Here is an 18,022-nt window from a genome sequence, read left to right on the forward strand (position 1 = left end):
AAACCACACGAGTATGCGTAACGTTTCCCTTGGCCTCATCCGCGAAGGCAAAAATCCGCCCGACCGCCGCGTGGCCCTCACGCCGAAAAAGTGCGTTGAGGCCCTAAGCAGTTTCCCTGGCTTACGCCTTGTGGTGCAGGAAAGCGCCGTGCGCAGCTACAGCGACCAAGAATACCGCGACCTAGGTATCGAAGTACAGGCCGACGTAGCCGACTGCGACATCCTGCTAGGCGTGAAAGAAGTGCCCGTAGACCAGTTGATTCCCAACAAAACGTACCTGTTCTTTTCTCACACCGTCAAGAAGCAGCCGCGCAACCGCGAGATGCTCCGGCAAATCCTGGCCAAGAACATCACACTGATTGACTACGAGATGCTGACCAACGCGCGAGGCGAGCGAATTGTGGCCTTTGGGCGCTATGCCGGGATTGTGGGCGCTTATAATGGCCTGTTGATCTACGGGCGCAAACACAACTTATATAACCTGAAGCCGGCTTACCAGTGCGTCGACATGGACGACATGCAGGAGGAGTTCTTCAAAGTAAAGAAGCTGCCGCCCATCAAAATAGCGGTGACTGGTAGTGGCCGCGTGGCGCAGGGCGCCCTGGAAGTACTCACGCGCATGGGTATCCGGCGGGTGAGCGTATACGATTACCTGTACCTAGCTTTCAACGAGCCGGTGTACACGCAGCTGTGCTCTTCCGACTACAACGCTCGTCGTGATGGGCGCGTGTGGGATACGCCCGATTTTCACCGTAACCCCCAGGAGTATAAGTCGACCTTCGACAAGTTTTTGCCCGTGACCGATCTGCTCATTGCCTGCGCATATTGGGACCCCGCTGCGCCAAAGTTGTTCACGGAAGCTGAAACGCAGCAACCTAGCTTCCACATCAATACCATTGCCGACGTGACCTGCGATGTGGATGGCTCTATTCCGTGCACGAAGCGTAGCACTAGCATCACCGCTCCCGCTTATGACTACAATCCTGCTACCGGCGAGCTAGAGCCGCCCTGTTCGCGGCCCGAAAATATTACCATCATGGCCGTTGACAATCTGCCCTGTGAGTTGCCGCGCAATGCTTCCCGCGACTTTGGTCGGCAACTGCTCGATGCAGTGTTTCCGCATCTGCTGAGCGACACGGCAGATGAGATAATCGAGCGCGCTACTATCACTCGCAACAGCCAGCTGACTGCCCGCTACCAGTACCTGCAAGACTATGTGGCGGACACAAAAATAGCCTCCGCGCCAACGACCTAGGTAGGTACAATGACGCGGAGGCTAGGTAAGAAACAGGCCAGTAGTAGCCTAAATTTGCAGCACAGGGTAGCGGGCGCGCACCATCTGGTAGACGCCATACGCCATCAGACCTAGGGCCACAATTCCGAGTACGGCCGGGCCCATAGAACTGAGCAAGTCGAAGGCGCCTTCGGTACCTTGTACTTCCTGTGAATTAGAATTAAGAGCTGCTTGCAGCAAAAAGTAGCCAAGGATGCCAAGCACAATGCCGCGCGCTGTGTAGCCCGCCTGGCCGGTACGTTCTACCAATTGCTTCTGTTCGCTGGAAAGGCTACTAGAATCAACGTCCTTCTTAAACTTGCCTGCGTAAGCGCGATAAATCTGGTAGAGGCCGATGCCAATGGTGAGCAGCGCCGCCGCTCCCACCAACCACTCGCCCAACGGAAGGTCTAGTATTTTGGCTACCAGTGTCTGCCGGCCATTGCCGTTGCTGCTCGGCGGCGCGCCTTGCACGGCGGCGCGGCCCGCATACAGCGCCAAGGCAGCATAGATAGCGCCGCTACCGGCGTAACCAAGACGTTTGGCCAAGCCAACAGGCTTGGTGCCTTTATGCTCAGTGTCGCGCACTGCCTGCACGAAACGCCACACGACATAGCCCAGCAATCCTAGGGCTACTAAGCCCAGCAGCCACCGACCCAGTGGGAGTTCTTGAAGGGTCAGGACTGCTTTCTTCTTATCGGCCGTTTGACCGCCCTTCATGCCAGTAGCCGCCAATAAGGCTAGGCCACCCAATAGGAAGTACACAAAACCTTTGGCCGCAAACCCAAAACGGGCCAGCGTGCGAATTCCCTCGGAAGTCGAGGGCAAAGTTGGAGAAACAGAAAGTGCCATATCGTACTAGGGTAGGGAGAGAGAAACTTTACAGTTGCTCTTACGGAGATGGCACCGCAAACGGTTATTCTCTAGTACGTTGTACAACCCGGTAACGTGGCGGCTGCTCATGCATACCCTATGCGCACAAGTGCAGAAAACCTAGGCTAGCTTTCCTTCCCAAAAAAGTCGCTCGGTTGGTAAATGGTCGCGCCATTGCGAATGAGCGTTTTATTCTCGGGCAAGTCGAGCGTGACAATAGGCTTGCCGGCGGCTATTCGGCTCTGAAACAGCCTTTCTAGATTGCCCTCGGGTGCCATGTACGGGATAAAAAAGTTGTCGGCTAGGTCCAGCACAAGCATGTTGCGGATGTCGGCCGTTTCTTGCGAGGTAGAAGTCACCTTCGGCTCAAAAGGCGTGACGAAAAGCAAGTGGCCTGCTTGTATCTCAGCTTCATACTCAAGGTGAAGGCCCATCTGTATTCCACGGCTTAAGGCGTATACAATAGGGTAATGGCGTGCGAGCAAATAGCGAAATATGCTTTGCTCAAGCTGCGAATGAAAGCCCGAAAGCAGACAGTGACCGCGCCGCCGCTGCTCAAGCACCCACAAGTACGTGGTGCGCTCGATGGCCGGTGGATAGTTACGAGAACAGAAAAAGGCTGTTTTAATCAACTGCAGTAAGTTGATGTTCCCGAGCGTATGTAGTTCATCTGGTGCAATGGACATGGAGGAAATAAACCGATTGCTTCTGCAATGCTACGAGCTAGTAAGCTTCCAGAAAGCTTTCTCGTAAATGGATGATATAAAAAGAACCCCGTTCCAACGAATTAGTTGAAACGGGGTTCTTTTTAAACTGCAGTTCTAGTCGAAATATTGCCTAGAAGTTGCGATGAAACCAATCTTTAATTTCGTCGATTGTGTGTCCAGTTTTTTGCTGTAGCCGGCCGAACCATTCATCTTGCTGACCCTCTTCGTAGTTCAGGTCATCGTCGGTGAGGTCGCCCCACTGTTGTTTGGCTTTGCCTTTTACTTCGTTCCAGCCGCCGCGGGCGCGTAGCTCGGTGCTGTCGTCAACGTTGTTGTTGTTGATATCCATGGTAGGTGGGAGGTTAGATGAGTAACCCTCAATTATACGCAGGCTCGACAGTAAGGTTGAAGATAGGGGCGTTAGTTGAAGGTAAAGGCTAGGTGAAGTTGCTGAAGACCGCCAGAATAATGATGGCTTCCAATATTGCAACGGTACCTAGGCCCGCTCCAAATCCGCCAACGACGCTGCCGATCTTCTTTTTATGGGCTTGCTTCTGATAGCCTGCCATGTAGTCGGGGTTGTGTAGGAGCTTAGCTTCTGGTACAATAAAGTTTTGGGGTTTTGGCTTAGTCGCGCCCACTACTACTCCCGTGACAACGCCGCCATAACTTACTCCTACTATAGTAGAAGCATAGGTTCCCCAGAAAGCGCCAGGTGCTTTGTAAAGTTTGCGGGCATCTAAGCGTCCTTGTGTGTACGCTTCCTCTTTAGACATAACAGGTTCCATAGGAGCCGCTGGATTGTGCAGCACTTCTTTGGTGCCATTGGCGTAGCGGATTAGAAAAACAGTATCGCTAGCTAGCTGAAGCGTATCAGAGCGCCCTTCAGCCGCGCTGATGTAAGTGACTTGTGCGGGCGTAATGGTGATTACTTTCCCTGGTATCTCTTCGCCGTTTGACTTAAGAATAACATCTTGGGCAAACAACGGGAGAGCGGTGAGCAACAAACTGAAGAAAAGTAGAAGCTGGCGCATAGGTGAAACAAGCAAGTAGGTTAGCGTTTGCGAGAGTTGAAGCCGAAAAGCAGGCTGAAGCGGGCGCCACCATTGCCTGGCACCACTGCGAAGTTGACCGGGAAATTGACGCCGTTGGCGCGGAACGAAGTGCCAACCGCTAGGGCTATGTTGGCACTGATAGGCGTCAGGTTTGGACCGACGCCAAACTCAAAGCCCTTGGGTCCACGAATGCCGATAAGTGCGTTCACGCTCGGGATGAACTTGCCTTGCTCTAGGCCACCGATAAGCGGCACTACTTCAAGCAGCCCCGAAGTACCGTTGGGCATTCGAAAAACGCGGGTTTCGAACTGCCAGCCAAACTGCGTCAGGAAAGGGTTCAGGTGGAGGCGGTCGTCGGCTTTGCGCGCTACGCCACCGGTAAGGACCGTAATACCCAGGCGCGGCCCGCTGAGGTGAACTTCTTCGTAAATCGGCTCTTCATTGGCCGGTACAATAGGGCTGCTCGGGGCGGCTGGCTGTGGCCTAGTAGCCGAATAGGGGCTAGGTGCCGGACCTTCTTGCAGGACTTCTTTGGTGCCATTGGCATATCGAATCATAAATACGTCGTGGCGACGCACTTTGATTAATGGACCATCGAGGTTGTCGGCACGCTTATAGCTGATTTCTAGGGGCGTAATTTCCAGTACTTTCACCGATAGTTCTTCGCCATTGGTCTTGGTAAGTAGGTCTTGGGCTTGGGCTGAGAGGCTCCAGAAAAGCAGTGTAAATAAGGTGAGTACTAAGTGGCGCATAGCGTAGGCTAGAAGGTGGGAGATGACAGTAGAAAGATGCACCCTAGCCTAGCAATGGTGGCAACGAGTTTTTAGTAAGAATAGACTTTTAGAGTTAATCAAAAATGGATATAAATGACTGATAATCAGAATAAAGTGTTATGAATAATCAGACTTATCATTGTTTGAATAAATCATTGGCTTGCCGGGCTTATTCACGATCTTAACGGCATGGATGACCTGCGTACTACCCTTGCTACTTTCTCCCCCGACGACCGTAAGGATTTTGCCCGGTTTATTCAGCGGCAGCGTAAGAAGACAAAGGGCCGCCTCGACGCGCGCCTCTACGAGTTGCTGCTTCATCAGCGGGTATACTCGACGGAAGAACTGATCCGTCATTTGTATCCGGAGGAGCCAAACCCGGTGGCGTACTACGCGTTGCGCAAACGCCTCATGCGCCACCTCACCGACTTTCTGCTGCTGCGTCAGCGTCAGCAAGATGCTACTGCTGCTGCGCCGGTGCGTGGCCAGCTTACCTTGGCGCAGTACCTGTTTGACGTTGGGGTGCCACGCCTAGCCTGGACGACCCTGCGCAAAGCTGAAAAGCTAGCCCGGCAGAATGAACAATACGAGTTACTTAACACCGTCTACAACCTTCAGATTACCAATGCCGACACTGCTCCCGCGGGTGAAGAGCTAGCTGACATTATCCGGCGCCGCAACCTGAACAAAAAAGCCGCTGATGAGGAAGAACGGGCCAGCATTGCCAATAGCTTGATTCGGCAGCGCTTGCGGGAAGCGCGTACGCGTGGCCGCGGCGGTGAGGCCTTCGATACCATTATGCAAGAAGTACTGCGCGAGTATGAATTGCAGGAGGCTTTTGCCCGGCGTCCGTCGTTGCTGTACCGGCTGTTGTCTATTGCCCGGAGTGCTATGCTCGTGCGTCGCGACTTTGTGTCGTTTGTGCCTTTTGTGGTGCGCTGTTATAACTTGATGGAGAAGCGCCACGGGTTTGCGCCCGCCCACCGCTACTATCAGCTGGGATTGCTCTACATGATTGCCCACGCGCTGTATCGCACGCGGCGCTTTGCCGAGTCGGTGGCTTACCTGGAGCAATTGCGTTGTGCGTTGTACTCGGGCTCCCGTAGTCACTACACCGATTTTCTCCCCAAATACACTTTCCTGCTGGCCGCCAACTACGCTTTTTTGCGTCGCAATGCTGAGAGTATTCAGTTGGTTGAAAGCCTGTTGTGTAACGCGGAAGTTGTGCTTTCCTCCCGTGACCAGCTCACGGCCAAGCTAGGATTGAGCTTTCATTACTTTGCCGAAAGTCAGTTTCACAAAACCAACCAAATCCTTATCAGCATTGGTCGCTCCGATCATTGGTGCGAACAGCAAATGGGTCTGGAGTGGGTGTTCAACAAAAACCTAGGGGAGATGCTGACCCAGCTTGAGATGGGCAATGCTGACCTAGCCCTAAACCGGCTGCGTGCTATCGAGCGCATGGTGCGCGAGCGGTGCCCCGACGGCAACACGTACCACTACGTCCTCACTTTCCTGGCGCTAGTACGCGAAATCATCGATGATCCGGCCGCGGCAAACCAACCGACGTTTGCCGAGCGGCTGGGCAAGATGCCCACGTTCTTGCCGCTGGAGCGCGAAGACCTGCAAGCGCTAAGTTTCTATTGCTGGTTGCGGGCTCGCATGTTGCGCAAGCCCTACTACGACGTGCTGCTGGAACTGGCTGATACTGCACCCGTGCTGCAAGCCCTGTAACGCAACGCGCCCGCCCTAGTAGCTAGGACGGGCGCGGACTTTACTCGCCAGTTGGTGTAGGCTTAGTTCTTGCCAGCGGCGCGCATCTCCGCTTTGGCATCAGCCTCAGCTTTGTCTACTTTGGCATCTGCTTTAGCAGCGGCTTCTTTGGTTTCAACTTTGGCTTTGTCAGCAGCGTTGTCAATGGCATTGCCTGCCTTATCTACTGCGTTGCCAGCGTCATTGGCGGCTTTGTCCATGGCATCACCAGCCTTGTTGGCGGCATTATCCATTTTGGCGCCTGCATTTTCGGCGGCATTTTCCATGGCGTTGCCAGCATTGTTGGCTTCAGCTTCTACTGCGTCGCCGGTGTTCTCGGCAGCAGCCTCTACATGGTCGCCGGCTGCGTCAGCTTTCTGCTCACCTTCCTGAGTGCAAGAAGTCGTGGTGAATGCGGTAAAAGCAGCGGCTACAAACAGGGATTTGAATGCGATTTTCATGGTTGGGTAAAGGGATTGGGTGAACAAGAGGAGTGCTCTTAATCAAGCACGACAGGAAAGGTAACCCAACGGCTCAGGCGGCTCCTTTCAACTTTTTCCGGCTACCGACAGTATAGATTTAGGCATTTAACTATTACCGCTATGGATTCGACCACTCCCACGCCTCAAACACCCCTCGTACCATCTGTTCCGCTCGACGTAACCGATCAGCAAACCACCGCTCTGCTCGACGATACCGTTGCGCTCCTCAATGATGGTGTACCCGACAAAGAAACGAAGCGGGGCCTAGCCGAGGTAGATCGTTGGGAAGCCGTCCTGACTGCGTCGGAGCGGCCAGGGCTAGCTAAGATCATCCAGGAGCTAGCTACCCTGCGCGAGCAGCTAAACATGCCTGCTACGCAAGCACACGAAATTGCCGAAACGCTTGCTACGTTAGGCGCCGAAACCACCAAGGTTGCCGACGAGGCAAACAATGGTTACACAGGTCCACTCACCCAGCTAGGCAAGCTGCTCATTAAGATGAGCAACGCATTGTCGCGCTAAGACTTAATTCAGCACATAAGAAAAAAGCTCCTGCCTTTCGAGGCAGGAGCTTTTTTCTTAGATAACAACCTAGGTCTGTTTACGAGCTGTTGGTCAACATCTAGTAGCTAACCAAGGTGGGGTTATATGGGGTTCAGCGGTGTACTTCAGAAGCACACTGTACTTTTGTGCTTTCACCCGTGTTGTTTTGCTTCTATGTCCGTTCCTGCTCACCTCCAATTATACGATCCGTTAGAAGGCATGCGCTTTGGCCCGGAGCATTGCTTTCTGTGCGGCGCACCTACTGAGCCTCCCATCGATTCTGTACCGGTGTTTGCCTACTGGTTAATGGACCGTTACGCCTTAGGCGACCGGCAGATCCAGTTGCTCGATCAAAGCATTGTAACCTACCGCGACCTGCGTATCCCGTGCTGCCAGCATTGTCGTACGCACTATGTAGAGCCATTAGAGGCGCAAGCACAGCAAGCCGCTGAAACAGGATTGGAAGGCTGGCGGACCTTGCCGGAGAAAACGTTGTTTCTATGGCTAGGTAAAATGTTCTACGGGGTCTTCATCACCGAATTGCTCACGGAACTGAATCCTTTGGTGAAGCCGCGCTACCCATTAGCCGAAAACGCCCAGATGTTCCGCCGCTTCTACGCCTTCTTCCAAACGTTCCAAGCGCTACGGGTACCCATTGTGTTCGAGGATTTTACGCCCGCATCGCTCTTCATTTTGGAAGTAGATCAACGAGAAGATACGATCCTCTTCGAGTACGACGACGACCTGACCACTATGGTGTTCAGCATTAAGCTAGGTAACACCGTACTCATGGCGTGCTTAGCTGATAACGGTATTGTGCGCGATGCCATGCGGCGCGTGGTCACCGATGCTGATCGGCCCCTGCACCCTGTCCAGATAGCGGAGTTTAAAGCGCGGGTGTACTATGGCGCCTACTTGTTCAACGTAGTGCCCGATTACTTTGCGCGTCCACTTAAGCCGGAGGATGACCACCTAGTGTACGACACATTGATCGACGATATCACAAACGCGGTTTTCAACCCATGGGAAAACTCGGCCTATGGTCAATCGTTGCAAGAGATGTGGAAGCGGTGGAATATTTCCTACACGACTATCCTACGTGATCCGTCGCAGCCTCTAAGCTTTTTGTACGACGAGAATAGCCAGCCACGCTCGATAGAAAGATACGAAGCGCCTAACTGAGGAAAAAAGACCGAAGCATTTCGGTGTAATACTTTAGAGAGGCGCTTAGCTAGCAGTCCAAGTGGACTCAGCGGCTTCTTCTACTTTACTGATGCGTACTTTATCCCACTTACCGTAGATGCGCTCATGCCGACCTACCAGCAGGTCAATAGTGCGATGCAAGCGGCGGTTCATTGTGTCGTGAATGATATAGGTGCCATCGAGCTCGGCCGAAATACCTTGCACACGCACTGAATCACCGAAGTCAAATTTGCCACCCCAGCCTTTCAGCATATCGCGGGAGAGAGCCATCCACCGGTGCCTACTACTATGGTGCCTAGAAATACGAGAATTGTCTGCAGTGATTAATGGCTCTTTGTCTGTCTGCCGAGCTTCAGCCGAATACACGGTGGCTGTCACCTGATAGCTAGGCAGCGTTTTGGGAGGTAGCGCTGCAATTGCTTTGGGTACAAAAAGTACCGCTTGACGCGGACTCAAATGGGCTACTGTAGAAGGTAAAGCTGCTGTCGTTGGAAAGACGCGAGGTGGGAAGAGCAGCGTAAGAACTAGTAAGGCAATAGACATGATGATTGATTTGGTGGACTCTTCTTTCGTCCGAAGAGAAAGGACTACTCATTCTCGAAAAGCAGCTGAGAATGAAAATGGGTTTGCTAAGAAATGTTGCAACCCAGAGAAGCCATTTTGGCTTTGAGGCGGCAAGTTAATAAAAAAAATACTGATCGATAGCTCAAGAGTACTATTGGGCTGGTTAGGTCACAACTTTACACGCAGTTTTTACTAATAATATTAGTAGACAGGTGCTGGGGTTGTCGTTTGCATAGATGGCAAACGAACATGGTTGAAAGTCGTCCGTACATGCAAAACCCAGCTGTAACGGCTGTATGTACTTCACCAACCCAAACTCCTATGCCATTGACTGCTCTTATTCCAAAGCTAGGTGCTGCTAACCTAGTTGTTGCTAGCATGTTAGCATTAACCAGTTGCTCTTCGCCTTCGCCAACAGCAAAAGAAGACGCAACCTCAACAGCAGCAAATACTGATTCGACTGCCACCAACTCACCCCTACAAATTGTGACCCAACTTAAAGGTCCGCAGTTTGTGGGGGTGGCGGTGCTGCCTGATGGTCGCACGTTCATCGACTTTCCCCGCTGGGACTACAACCCGGTGACTCCCGTTGCCCAGCTCGGTACGGATGGCTCTCTGAAGCCTTACCCAGACGCAAACTGGTGCCTCTGGAATGAAACTGTGCGCAATGAGCCCCAGAAGCACTGGATTTGCCCACAGAGCGTCTATGCTGACCCAAGCGGCATGCTGTGGGTACTCGATCCGGCCGCGCCAGGTTTGAAAGCTACCGTGCCAGGTGGTCCTAAGCTGGTCAAGATTGATCCCAAGACGAATAAGGTGGTGCAAAACATCAGCTTTCCGGAAAGCGTTGCCCCCCGTAAGTCGTACCTGAACGATGTGCGCGTCGATACACAGCGTAACTATGCCTATATCACGGAGTCGGGTATGGGCAGCTTAGTGGTCGTTGATTTGAAATCAGGGAAGGGGCGCCAAGTTTTAGTTAAGCATCCTTCGATGCTAGGGGACAGCACCCTAGATATTAAAGCAGAAGGGCAAACGCTGATTGACGCTACTGGAAAGAGGATGCGGTTCAACGCCGATGGTATTGCCCTAAGCCGCGATTTTCAGTATTTGTATTGGAAGCCACTTACCAGCTACAAGCTCTACCGAATTAAGACAGAGGCACTTCGCAATGCTAGCCTCTCCGATGTACAACTTGCTCAGCAAATAGAAGACCTAGGTAAAGTGCCCGCTTGCGATGGGATGGAGATAGATGCCAGTAATAACCTGTATATGACAGCGTTCGAGAACAACTCTATTGTTCGACGCACGCCCGACGGCAAAGTGGAGACTATCGCAACAGACAAACGTTTGCAGTGGCCCGACACATTTAGCTTAACCGCTGATGGTACATTGTACGTCACAAACTCTGCAATTCACAAAACTCCTACTTGGAACAAAGGGATAAGCCAAGTTGAACAGCCCTTTCATATTTTTAAAATGAGCATACCTAAGTAGCTCAACTTTAACGTTTCAGATAAAGCCTTTCTATCTTTAGAGAGGCTTTTTTGCATTATTTTCTCTAGATTGGCAGGAACAATAATTGCGTATCAGAAGTACCTATAAAAGAATTAAGGTTGATTGTGAGGTTTATTCGCACATGCGAATATGAGTTTTTGCCTTGTCCTCAAGCTTTTTACTTTTGCTCTTGACTCACCCAGCTCCTTACTTATGGAAGCTTACTCTTATATCGCCAACGCCCATGGCGACTACATCGAACAGCTGTACCAAGCGTACAAGCAAAACCCGGAATCGGTGGATTTCGGCTGGCGCAAATTCTTCGAAGGCTTTGACTTCTCGCAGCAATATCCAGCTGAGGGTCAAGCTACTGATGGAGGCGGAGTAGCGCAACCAGCTGCACGGCCAGCTGCTAGCAATGGGGCAGCGACGCTCGGCGCTATTCCAGAGCAGAAGCAAGATTACGGCGTATTGAATACGTCAGCTTCTACTAATAATGCCTCGGGAGCTATCCAGCCAACTGACGTAACAGCAACTGACAAGGAAACTGCTGTCCGAAACCTTATTTACGCTTATCGTAGCCGTGGCCACTTGCTCGCCCACACCAATCCAGTTCGGGCCCGCAAAGACCGCCAAGCACGCCTAGCTATCACAGAATTTGGTTTGTCCGAGGCGGATCTCGATACTTCGTTCCGTCATGGAGCATTGGTGGGCCTAGGTGATGGGGCTAAGCTACGAGACATCGTAGCTGCCCTGGATAAAGTCTATACCCGAAGCATAGGCTTCGAGTACATGTACATCCGCGACCCACAGATCCTAGATTGGTTCCGCGAAAAAGTTGAAAAAGACTCACTAAGCTTCAATCCAGGTACGGAGTACAAAAAGCGTATTCTGAAGAAGCTGAATGAAGCAGTTGTTTTTGAGAACTTCTTGCACACCAAGTTCTTGGGGCAGAAGCGCTTCTCTTTGGAAGGTGGCGAAACGACGATTCCGGCACTCGATGCTATCATTAACAAGGCATCAGAGCTAGGGGTAAAAGAGGTGATGATCGGGATGGCTCACCGTGGCCGGCTGAACGTGCTGGCCAACATCATGGGCAAAACGTATGAGCAGATCTTCTCGGAGTTCGAGGGAACTGCCGTCCCGGATTTGACCATGGGTGATGGCGACGTAAAGTACCACATGGGCTATAGCTCTGACGTAGAAGCAGAGAATGGCCAAAAGGTAAACCTTAAGCTAGCTCCTAACCCTTCTCACTTAGAAGCAGTGAACCCTGTGGTAGAAGGGTTTGTGCGCGCCAAGATTGAGCACCAGTACAACGACGACTACCACCAGATCCTGCCTATTCTCATCCACGGCGATGCCGCGTTGGCCGGCCAGGGTATTGGCTACGAGGTGACGCAGATGTCGCAGCTGGAAGGCTACAAGACGGGCGGTACAATTCACTTTGTTATCAATAACCAGGTTGGTTTCACCACTGACTTCGAGGACGCACGTTCTTCGATCTACAGCACCGACCTAGCAAAGATCATCGACGCGCCAGTGTTGCACGTAAACGGTGATGACCCAGAAGCGGTAGTATTCGCCGTCCGTTTGGCTACCGAGTACCGTCAGCAGTTCCACGCCGATATCTTTATTGATATGGTGTGTTACCGTCGCCACGGGCACAACGAGTCGGATGAGCCGAAGTTCACGCAGCCTACACTATATAATATCATCTCTAAGCACCCGAACCCCCGCGAGGTTTACAATACCATGCTGGTGAACCGGGGCGACGTGGACGCTGAGCTAGCTAACCAGATGGACCGCGAGTTCCGCGACCTGCTGCAAGCTCGCTTGGATATGGTGAAGCAAAAGCCACTACCCTATAGCTATCAAGTTTTAGAGAACGAGTGGCGCAGCCTAGGTCGTGCTAAAAACGAGGACTTCGAAAAGTCACCGGAAACAGGTGTGAGCGAAGAGGTCGTGCAAAAAGTAGCCAAGGCGCTGACGACTATTCCAGAAGGCTTCAAGCCGATCAAGCAGATTGATAACCTGCTCAAGGAGCGCCGGAAGATGTTCTACGAGACTCGCAACTTGAACTGGGCTGCTGGCGAATTGCTGGCGTATGGCTCATTGTTGCAGGAGAACCACATCGTGCGCGTAAGCGGCCAAGATGTGCAGCGGGGCACATTCTCGCACCGCCACGCCGTGCTACATGACGCCGAAACGTCAGCACCTTACAACTCGCTCAACCATATGGAGGGCGACCACGAGAAGCTCAGCATCTATAACTCGCTGCTGAGCGAGTATGCAGTGCTAGGTTTCGAGTTCGGCTACGCCATGGCCAATCCTACGGCGCTGGTAATTTGGGAAGCGCAGTTCGGTGATTTTGCCAACGGAGCTCAGACGATGATCGACCAGTTTGTGGTATCATCGGAGAGCAAGTGGCAGCGGATGAACGGCATTGTGCTACAACTACCGCACGGCTACGAAGGCCAAGGCCCGGAGCACTCCAATGCCCGTCCCGAACGTTTCTTGCAGCTAGCTGCCGAGAACAACATCATTGTGGCAAACATGACCACGCCGGCTAACTTCTTCCACGCATTGCGTCGTCAATTGACGTGGAATTTCCGTAAGCCGCTGGTTGTAATGTCGCCTAAATCAATGCTACGTCACCCCTTGTGCGTATCTCCAATCGAGGAGTTCACGAGCGGTACATTCCGCGAGGTACTCGGCGACGTGTATGCTGATGCGAAGAAAGTGAAGCGTGTGCTGCTGTGCTCCGGTAAGATATACTTTGACTTACTCGAAGAGCAGCAAAAATCACAACGCAAAGACGTGGCTCTTGTGCGAGTTGAACAATTGCACCCATTCCCTCAAAAGCAGCTTAGCGAAGAGTTGGCTAAGTACCCGAAGGCTAAGCTATACTGGGTGCAAGAGGAGCCAGAGAACATGGGCTATTGGAACTACTTACTGCGCTTTATGCGTCGCGAGTTGGAAGACGTTATTGCCCGTAAGCCTAGCGCTTCACCCGCAACTGGCTACAACAAAGTTCACGTAAAAGAGCAGAAAGATTTAGTAGCTCGCGCTTTCGAGACGGCCAACCCGGCTATTGAAAACGTAAAAGCTACTGTAGAGGAAGCCGCCAAACGTGTAGACGCTTAAAGCTGTTTGGTAACCGCCCAACCATTCTCAACAACAGCTCGCGGCGGTGGCCGGGCCTAACACGGCTCGGCTAGCCCTACTTTTTACTCCTGAAATCTCTCAACCTACTCCCACGTATGGGTCTGGAAATCAAAATCCCCGCCGTTGGCGAATCAATCACCGAAGTTACCATTGCCAAATGGCTCAAAAAGGATGGTGAAACTGTCAAGCGCGACGAAGTTATTGCCGAGCTAGAGTCTGACAAAGCCACCTTTGAGTTGCCAGCTGAGGCAGATGGTGCACTACAAATTCGCGTAGCCGAAGGCGAAACCATTGGTATTGGGACCATCATTGCGGAAATAGGTACTGCTGGTCAAGCGCCAGCGGCATCTGCACCCGCAGCAGCTCCGCAGCCTGCGGCCGCATCAGCTGCTCCCACTGCTGATCCTATTACGCAAGGTGAGCAAAACCCAAGCGCTAGTGATCAATCGGGCTATGGTGGGTCACAGTCGGGCTCTGCTGATACACCGACTACCGCTGCGCCAGCTGCTAGTGCCCCTAGCGCTGGTAGTGCAACAAGAGAAATGAAGATCCCGCCAGTAGGCGAATCTATTACCGAAGTAACGGTATCGAAGTGGCTTAAACCCAATGGGGCGCAAGTTGCACAAGATGAAGTTATTGCGGAGCTAGAATCTGATAAAGCCACGTTTGAGCTACCAGCCGAGGCAGCTGGCACATTGCGCCACGCTGTGGAAGAAGGCCAAACAATTTCTATAGGTACTGTCGTAGCTCGCATCGAAGGCAGCGGTGCTGCTAGCAGCGCTCCGGCATCTACCCCAGCACCTGCTGCAAGCGCGCCAGCACCAGCCGCTCAGGCTGCTGCAACTAGCGCTACCAGCTACGCCACAGGCACGCCTTCGCCTGCGGCTGGCAAAATTCTGGAAGAAAAAGGTATTGCTGCTGGCGATGTAGCTGGTAGCGGTCGTGATGGACGCATCACGAAGGAAGATGCTGTGAATGCGCAAGCCAAGCCTGCTGCACCTGCACTTGCTCCTCAGGCAGCTGCTCCAGCACCAGCCGCTCAGTCAGCAACTGCTCCTAGTCTGGTTGCTGGTAATCGCAATCAGCGCCGTGAGCGGATGAGCAACTTGCGCAAAACGGTAGCACGCCGCTTGGTAGCTGTTAAAAACGAAACGGCCATGCTGACCACTTTCAACGAAGTGGATATGCAGCCGATTATGGAACTACGTAGCAAGTTCAAGGACAAGTTTAAGGAGAAGCACCAAGTAGGCTTAGGCTTCATGTCGTTCTTCACCAAAGCTTGCTGTGTAGCACTAAAGGAGTTTCCTTCCGTGAATGCGCAGATTGATGGTGGTGATATCGTGTTCAACGATTTCTGCGACATTAGCATTGCTGTATCGGCTCCGAAAGGGTTGGTAGTGCCCATCATTCGCAACGCCGAACAGCTTTCGTTTGATGGCATTGAGAAAGAAGTAGTGCGCCTAGCTACAAAGGCTCGGGATAATAAATTGACCATTGAGGAAATGACCGGCGGTACGTTCACCATTACGAATGGTGGTATCTTCGGCTCTATGATGAGTACGCCCATCATTAATGCTCCACAATCAGCTATCCTAGGTATGCACAACATTGTGCAGCGCCCGATTGCAGTAAACGGTCAAGTAGTAGTTCGACCAATGATGTACCTAGCGCTCAGCTATGATCACCGCATCATTGACGGTCGTGAATCAGTAAGCTTCCTGGTACGCGTAAAAGAACTGCTGGAAGATCCTACTCGTCTATTATTGGGCGTTTAGCACTTGCAGCATATAACAAACAGAGAAGGGCAACTCCACAATGGAGTTGCCCTTCTCTGTTTAATAGGTTACGTCAGTAAGCTAAGTTGTATGGAAGAACATAGAAGGCCTGTCAGCGGGTAAGGGCAAGTGTGTAATACTTAGGGAGCTACTTTCTTCGGCAAGTAGTTTGAGCTCCTTTTTGTATTCTACAGATTTTACCTGCGGAAGACGGCAACAGTATTCTGCTCGTTGCCATTGGATTACCTGTTTATGAAGATGATGTTTTTATAATAAAATGGATGTGTTTTGATTGATGAAGCAAGATTATACTGTGTCAACTGCCTCGCTTGCAGCATCTTGTTCTTCTTGTTATGGAAGGAGATGTGAGCCTTTTATTCATTGCCAACCAGAGGAATTAGAAATAATAGCAGAGACTAAGGTCTGCCAGACATACATGAAAGGTCAGACTATTTACCGAGAGGGTAGTCCCGCTTTGGGACTATACTGTGTGCATAGTGGGAAAATCAAGGTCATCAAGGTAGGAGGAGACGACAAAGAACAAATCGTTCACCTAGGCAAAGCAGGAGAAGTTTTAGGGTTGGCCGCCTTAATAGCTAGGTCCAACCATCTAGCTTCGGCAGTAGCATTAGAAGACTGTGTTGTTTGCTTTGTGCCCCGCACTAGTTTCCTATACTTGCTCAGCAGCAATTTGCAGTTCTGTACGTCTTTACTCAAAGTGCTTGCTGATTCTTTGCACAAAGCTGAGCAGGGTATGTTGCGTCTGGCTTACAAACCAGTCCGCGAGCGGTTAGCTGATGCTTTGTTGCTGCTGCTACATACGTATCAGACAACTGATCAAGCACAGTTTAGCATAGCCATTTCCCGTGACGACTTAGCTGCATTAGTGGGAACGGCGAAAGAAACCACTATCCGCTTATTATCTGAATTCAAGGACAAAGGAATTATTGCCAGCAAAGGAAGTCAAATCACAATTCTTAAACCTGAAAAGCTAGTCGAAATAGCTGCTCTGTATGACTAGTTAGCTCTATCAAAAGCTAAACTTGCTATTGAAACGAACTGTGTTACTAGTCGAATGAATTTTTTTTCACTTTAAGAGAAGAAAAAATGGTTGAATAAGAAGATAGTATTTTGTTCCTCAATAGGGAAAATCCACTACACCATCATTCCTGATTTGAGACTTTGTATTTGAGATGATTAATATTTTGTACTATGTTAATTATTTATAAAGCTTAAATATTATTTTTATTGTGCGTAAATATTAGAATAGTTATAAAATGCAATTATCTAACACTAACTAGGCCACCAAATCACATGACTTCTAGTTTCAATTTGAGAAAATAGCTGACACAAGGAATACATGCGTGTCTGTGCTACTTTATTGCTTGTAGTATTGTCTGATTATCAGGTATATAGTTAATACAATTTAGAGCATATCAATCTATCGCTGACAAATAATTGCGACAACTGTCAATCGATTGGCTACTCAGATCACTTTATAAAGTGACTTTTATCATTTTTATAGTCAGCTTTTAACGCAAACTTTGGTACATCAATTGCACGGATCGTAATAGAACAATGCAATTACGAAGGCTGCTCGGTCAATGTTTTGGTAGATATAAAATAATCTGCTTTTTCTTTGCTGATCCACACTTGCTACTAGGCCATCTGTATAGTTCAATAACAATAAACTAACCTTCAGACTGATCTGGCCAAGCAACTACATGCTTGCTAGTAGCAGCTGAATTATCCAACAAATTAACTTCTTAACCTTTCCTACCCCTTTTTATTCTAATGGCTTACTCTGTAAACACTCCCGCCGGTAAAGTTGTACAAGGCATCATTTCTGACTTACCAGGCCTGATGGCTGTTGCCGTTGTTGATACGGGCTCGGGCATGAGCCTCGCTTCGCACTCCAATGCGCCAAGTATCAACCCTGACACTGCTGCTGCTTATAACACAGAAGTGGTTAAGCAAAAGCAAAAAGCTATGGCTGCGCTGAAGTTGACAGATGAAACCATCGAAGATATTCTGATTTCACTTAGCACACAGATTCACCTTCTCAAGCTCAATAACAGCGGTACTAAGTTTATCTACTTAGTAGTTAGCATCAAAGACACGAACCTGGCAATTGCTCGCGAAGTTCTTCGTAACCACGTTGATACAATCAACTAGTACAAGGTGCATACTCCTCCCGAAGCATATTAGGCCGTTGGAGAGAGGTATTACTAAGTAAAATCAGTTTTGTGTTATGCTTAGGACGATTAGCTACCTAAGAGAGTTTCCAATCAGCTAACAGCGAAGAGATTCTAGGCAACTGTATAGTAATTGTACAGGTAATTTCGGTTGAAGTCAGC

Annotated in this window: 16 protein-coding genes; 9 read left to right on the forward strand and 7 right to left on the reverse strand. The window is 50.7% G+C overall.

Annotation, left to right across the window (positions count from 1 at the left end):
- The first annotated feature begins 13 nt into the window (after positions 1-13).
- Positions 14-1,255, forward strand: a complete 1,242-nt coding sequence (locus SD425_RS01605; RefSeq protein WP_324674721.1) for an NAD(P)-dependent oxidoreductase — start codon at positions 14-16, stop codon at positions 1,253-1,255.
- Positions 1,256-1,303: 48 nt separating this feature from the next.
- Here the strand turns inward: SD425_RS01605 and SD425_RS01610 are convergent, their stop codons facing one another.
- The 5 genes from SD425_RS01610 to SD425_RS01630 form a co-directional block, all read right to left on the reverse strand.
- Entirely contained in the window at positions 1,304-2,125 is an 822-nt protein-coding gene (locus SD425_RS01610) for a DUF1206 domain-containing protein (RefSeq protein ID WP_324674723.1), read from the reverse strand.
- Between the two features lie 146 nt (positions 2,126-2,271).
- On the reverse strand, positions 2,272-2,832 hold the full coding sequence (locus SD425_RS01615) for a hypothetical protein (protein ID WP_324674725.1): 561 nt from the start codon (positions 2,830-2,832) through the stop codon (positions 2,272-2,274).
- Between the two features lie 151 nt (positions 2,833-2,983).
- Complete coding sequence (locus tag SD425_RS01620) at positions 2,984-3,202, reverse strand: CsbD family protein (RefSeq protein WP_324674727.1); 219 nt, start codon at positions 3,200-3,202, stop codon at positions 2,984-2,986.
- Between the two features lie 88 nt (positions 3,203-3,290).
- Positions 3,291-3,887: a hypothetical protein gene (locus SD425_RS01625; RefSeq protein ID WP_324674729.1), complete on the reverse strand. Its 597-nt coding sequence runs from the start codon at positions 3,885-3,887 to the stop codon at positions 3,291-3,293.
- A gap of 20 nt (positions 3,888-3,907) precedes the next feature.
- A complete protein-coding gene (locus tag SD425_RS01630; protein ID WP_324674732.1) occupies positions 3,908-4,660 on the reverse strand; it encodes a hypothetical protein in 753 nt (250 codons plus the stop codon).
- A 210-nt stretch (positions 4,661-4,870) separates the two neighbouring features.
- On the opposite strand from SD425_RS01630, the gene SD425_RS01635 reads away from it, so the two are divergent.
- The gene (locus SD425_RS01635) at positions 4,871-6,415 is read left to right on the forward strand and encodes a hypothetical protein (RefSeq protein WP_324674734.1); all 1,545 of its coding nucleotides are present in this window, start codon (positions 4,871-4,873) and stop codon (positions 6,413-6,415) included.
- Between the two features lie 62 nt (positions 6,416-6,477).
- On the opposite strand, the gene SD425_RS01640 is transcribed toward SD425_RS01635, so the two are convergent.
- Positions 6,478-6,894 (reverse strand): hypothetical protein, encoded by a 417-nt coding sequence (locus tag SD425_RS01640; protein WP_324674736.1) that lies wholly within the window; start codon positions 6,892-6,894, stop codon positions 6,478-6,480.
- A gap of 141 nt (positions 6,895-7,035) precedes the next feature.
- On the opposite strand from SD425_RS01640, the gene SD425_RS01645 reads away from it, so the two are divergent.
- Both SD425_RS01645 and SD425_RS01650 read left to right on the forward strand, forming a co-directional pair.
- Complete coding sequence (locus tag SD425_RS01645; protein WP_324674738.1) at positions 7,036-7,437, forward strand: hypothetical protein; 402 nt, start codon at positions 7,036-7,038, stop codon at positions 7,435-7,437.
- Between the two features lie 195 nt (positions 7,438-7,632).
- Positions 7,633-8,640 carry a hypothetical protein gene (locus tag SD425_RS01650; RefSeq protein ID WP_324674740.1) on the forward strand — a complete coding sequence of 336 codons (1,008 nt, stop codon included), beginning with the start codon at positions 7,633-7,635 and terminating at the stop codon, positions 8,638-8,640.
- Positions 8,641-8,685: 45 nt separating this feature from the next.
- Here the strand turns inward: SD425_RS01650 and SD425_RS01655 are convergent, their stop codons facing one another.
- Positions 8,686-8,931 carry a hypothetical protein gene (locus SD425_RS01655; RefSeq protein WP_324674742.1) on the reverse strand — a complete coding sequence of 82 codons (246 nt, stop codon included), beginning with the start codon at positions 8,929-8,931 and terminating at the stop codon, positions 8,686-8,688.
- A gap of 780 nt (positions 8,932-9,711) precedes the next feature.
- On the opposite strand from SD425_RS01655, the gene SD425_RS01660 reads away from it, so the two are divergent.
- The 5 genes from SD425_RS01660 (at position 9,712) to SD425_RS01680 (ending at position 17,840) form a co-directional block, all read left to right on the forward strand.
- The gene (locus SD425_RS01660; protein ID WP_324674744.1) at positions 9,712-10,722 is read left to right on the forward strand and encodes an SMP-30/gluconolactonase/LRE family protein; all 1,011 of its coding nucleotides are present in this window, start codon (positions 9,712-9,714) and stop codon (positions 10,720-10,722) included.
- A gap of 213 nt (positions 10,723-10,935) precedes the next feature.
- Positions 10,936-13,869 carry a 2-oxoglutarate dehydrogenase E1 component gene (locus SD425_RS01665; protein WP_324674746.1) on the forward strand — a complete coding sequence of 978 codons (2,934 nt, stop codon included), beginning with the start codon at positions 10,936-10,938 and terminating at the stop codon, positions 13,867-13,869.
- 116 nt (positions 13,870-13,985) lie between these two features.
- Positions 13,986-15,665, forward strand: coding sequence for a 2-oxoglutarate dehydrogenase complex dihydrolipoyllysine-residue succinyltransferase (odhB, locus tag SD425_RS01670; RefSeq protein WP_324674748.1), 1,680 nt, complete (start codon positions 13,986-13,988; stop codon positions 15,663-15,665).
- Between the two features lie 436 nt (positions 15,666-16,101).
- On the forward strand, positions 16,102-16,686 hold the full coding sequence (locus SD425_RS01675) for a Crp/Fnr family transcriptional regulator (RefSeq protein ID WP_324674750.1): 585 nt from the start codon (positions 16,102-16,104) through the stop codon (positions 16,684-16,686).
- A gap of 773 nt (positions 16,687-17,459) precedes the next feature.
- Complete coding sequence (locus tag SD425_RS01680) at positions 17,460-17,840, forward strand: hypothetical protein (RefSeq protein WP_324674752.1); 381 nt, start codon at positions 17,460-17,462, stop codon at positions 17,838-17,840.
- Positions 17,841-18,022: the final 182 nt, after the last annotated feature.

It is taken from the genome of Hymenobacter sp. GOD-10R, assembly GCF_035609205.1.
Lineage (GTDB): Bacteria > Bacteroidota > Bacteroidia > Cytophagales > Hymenobacteraceae > Hymenobacter.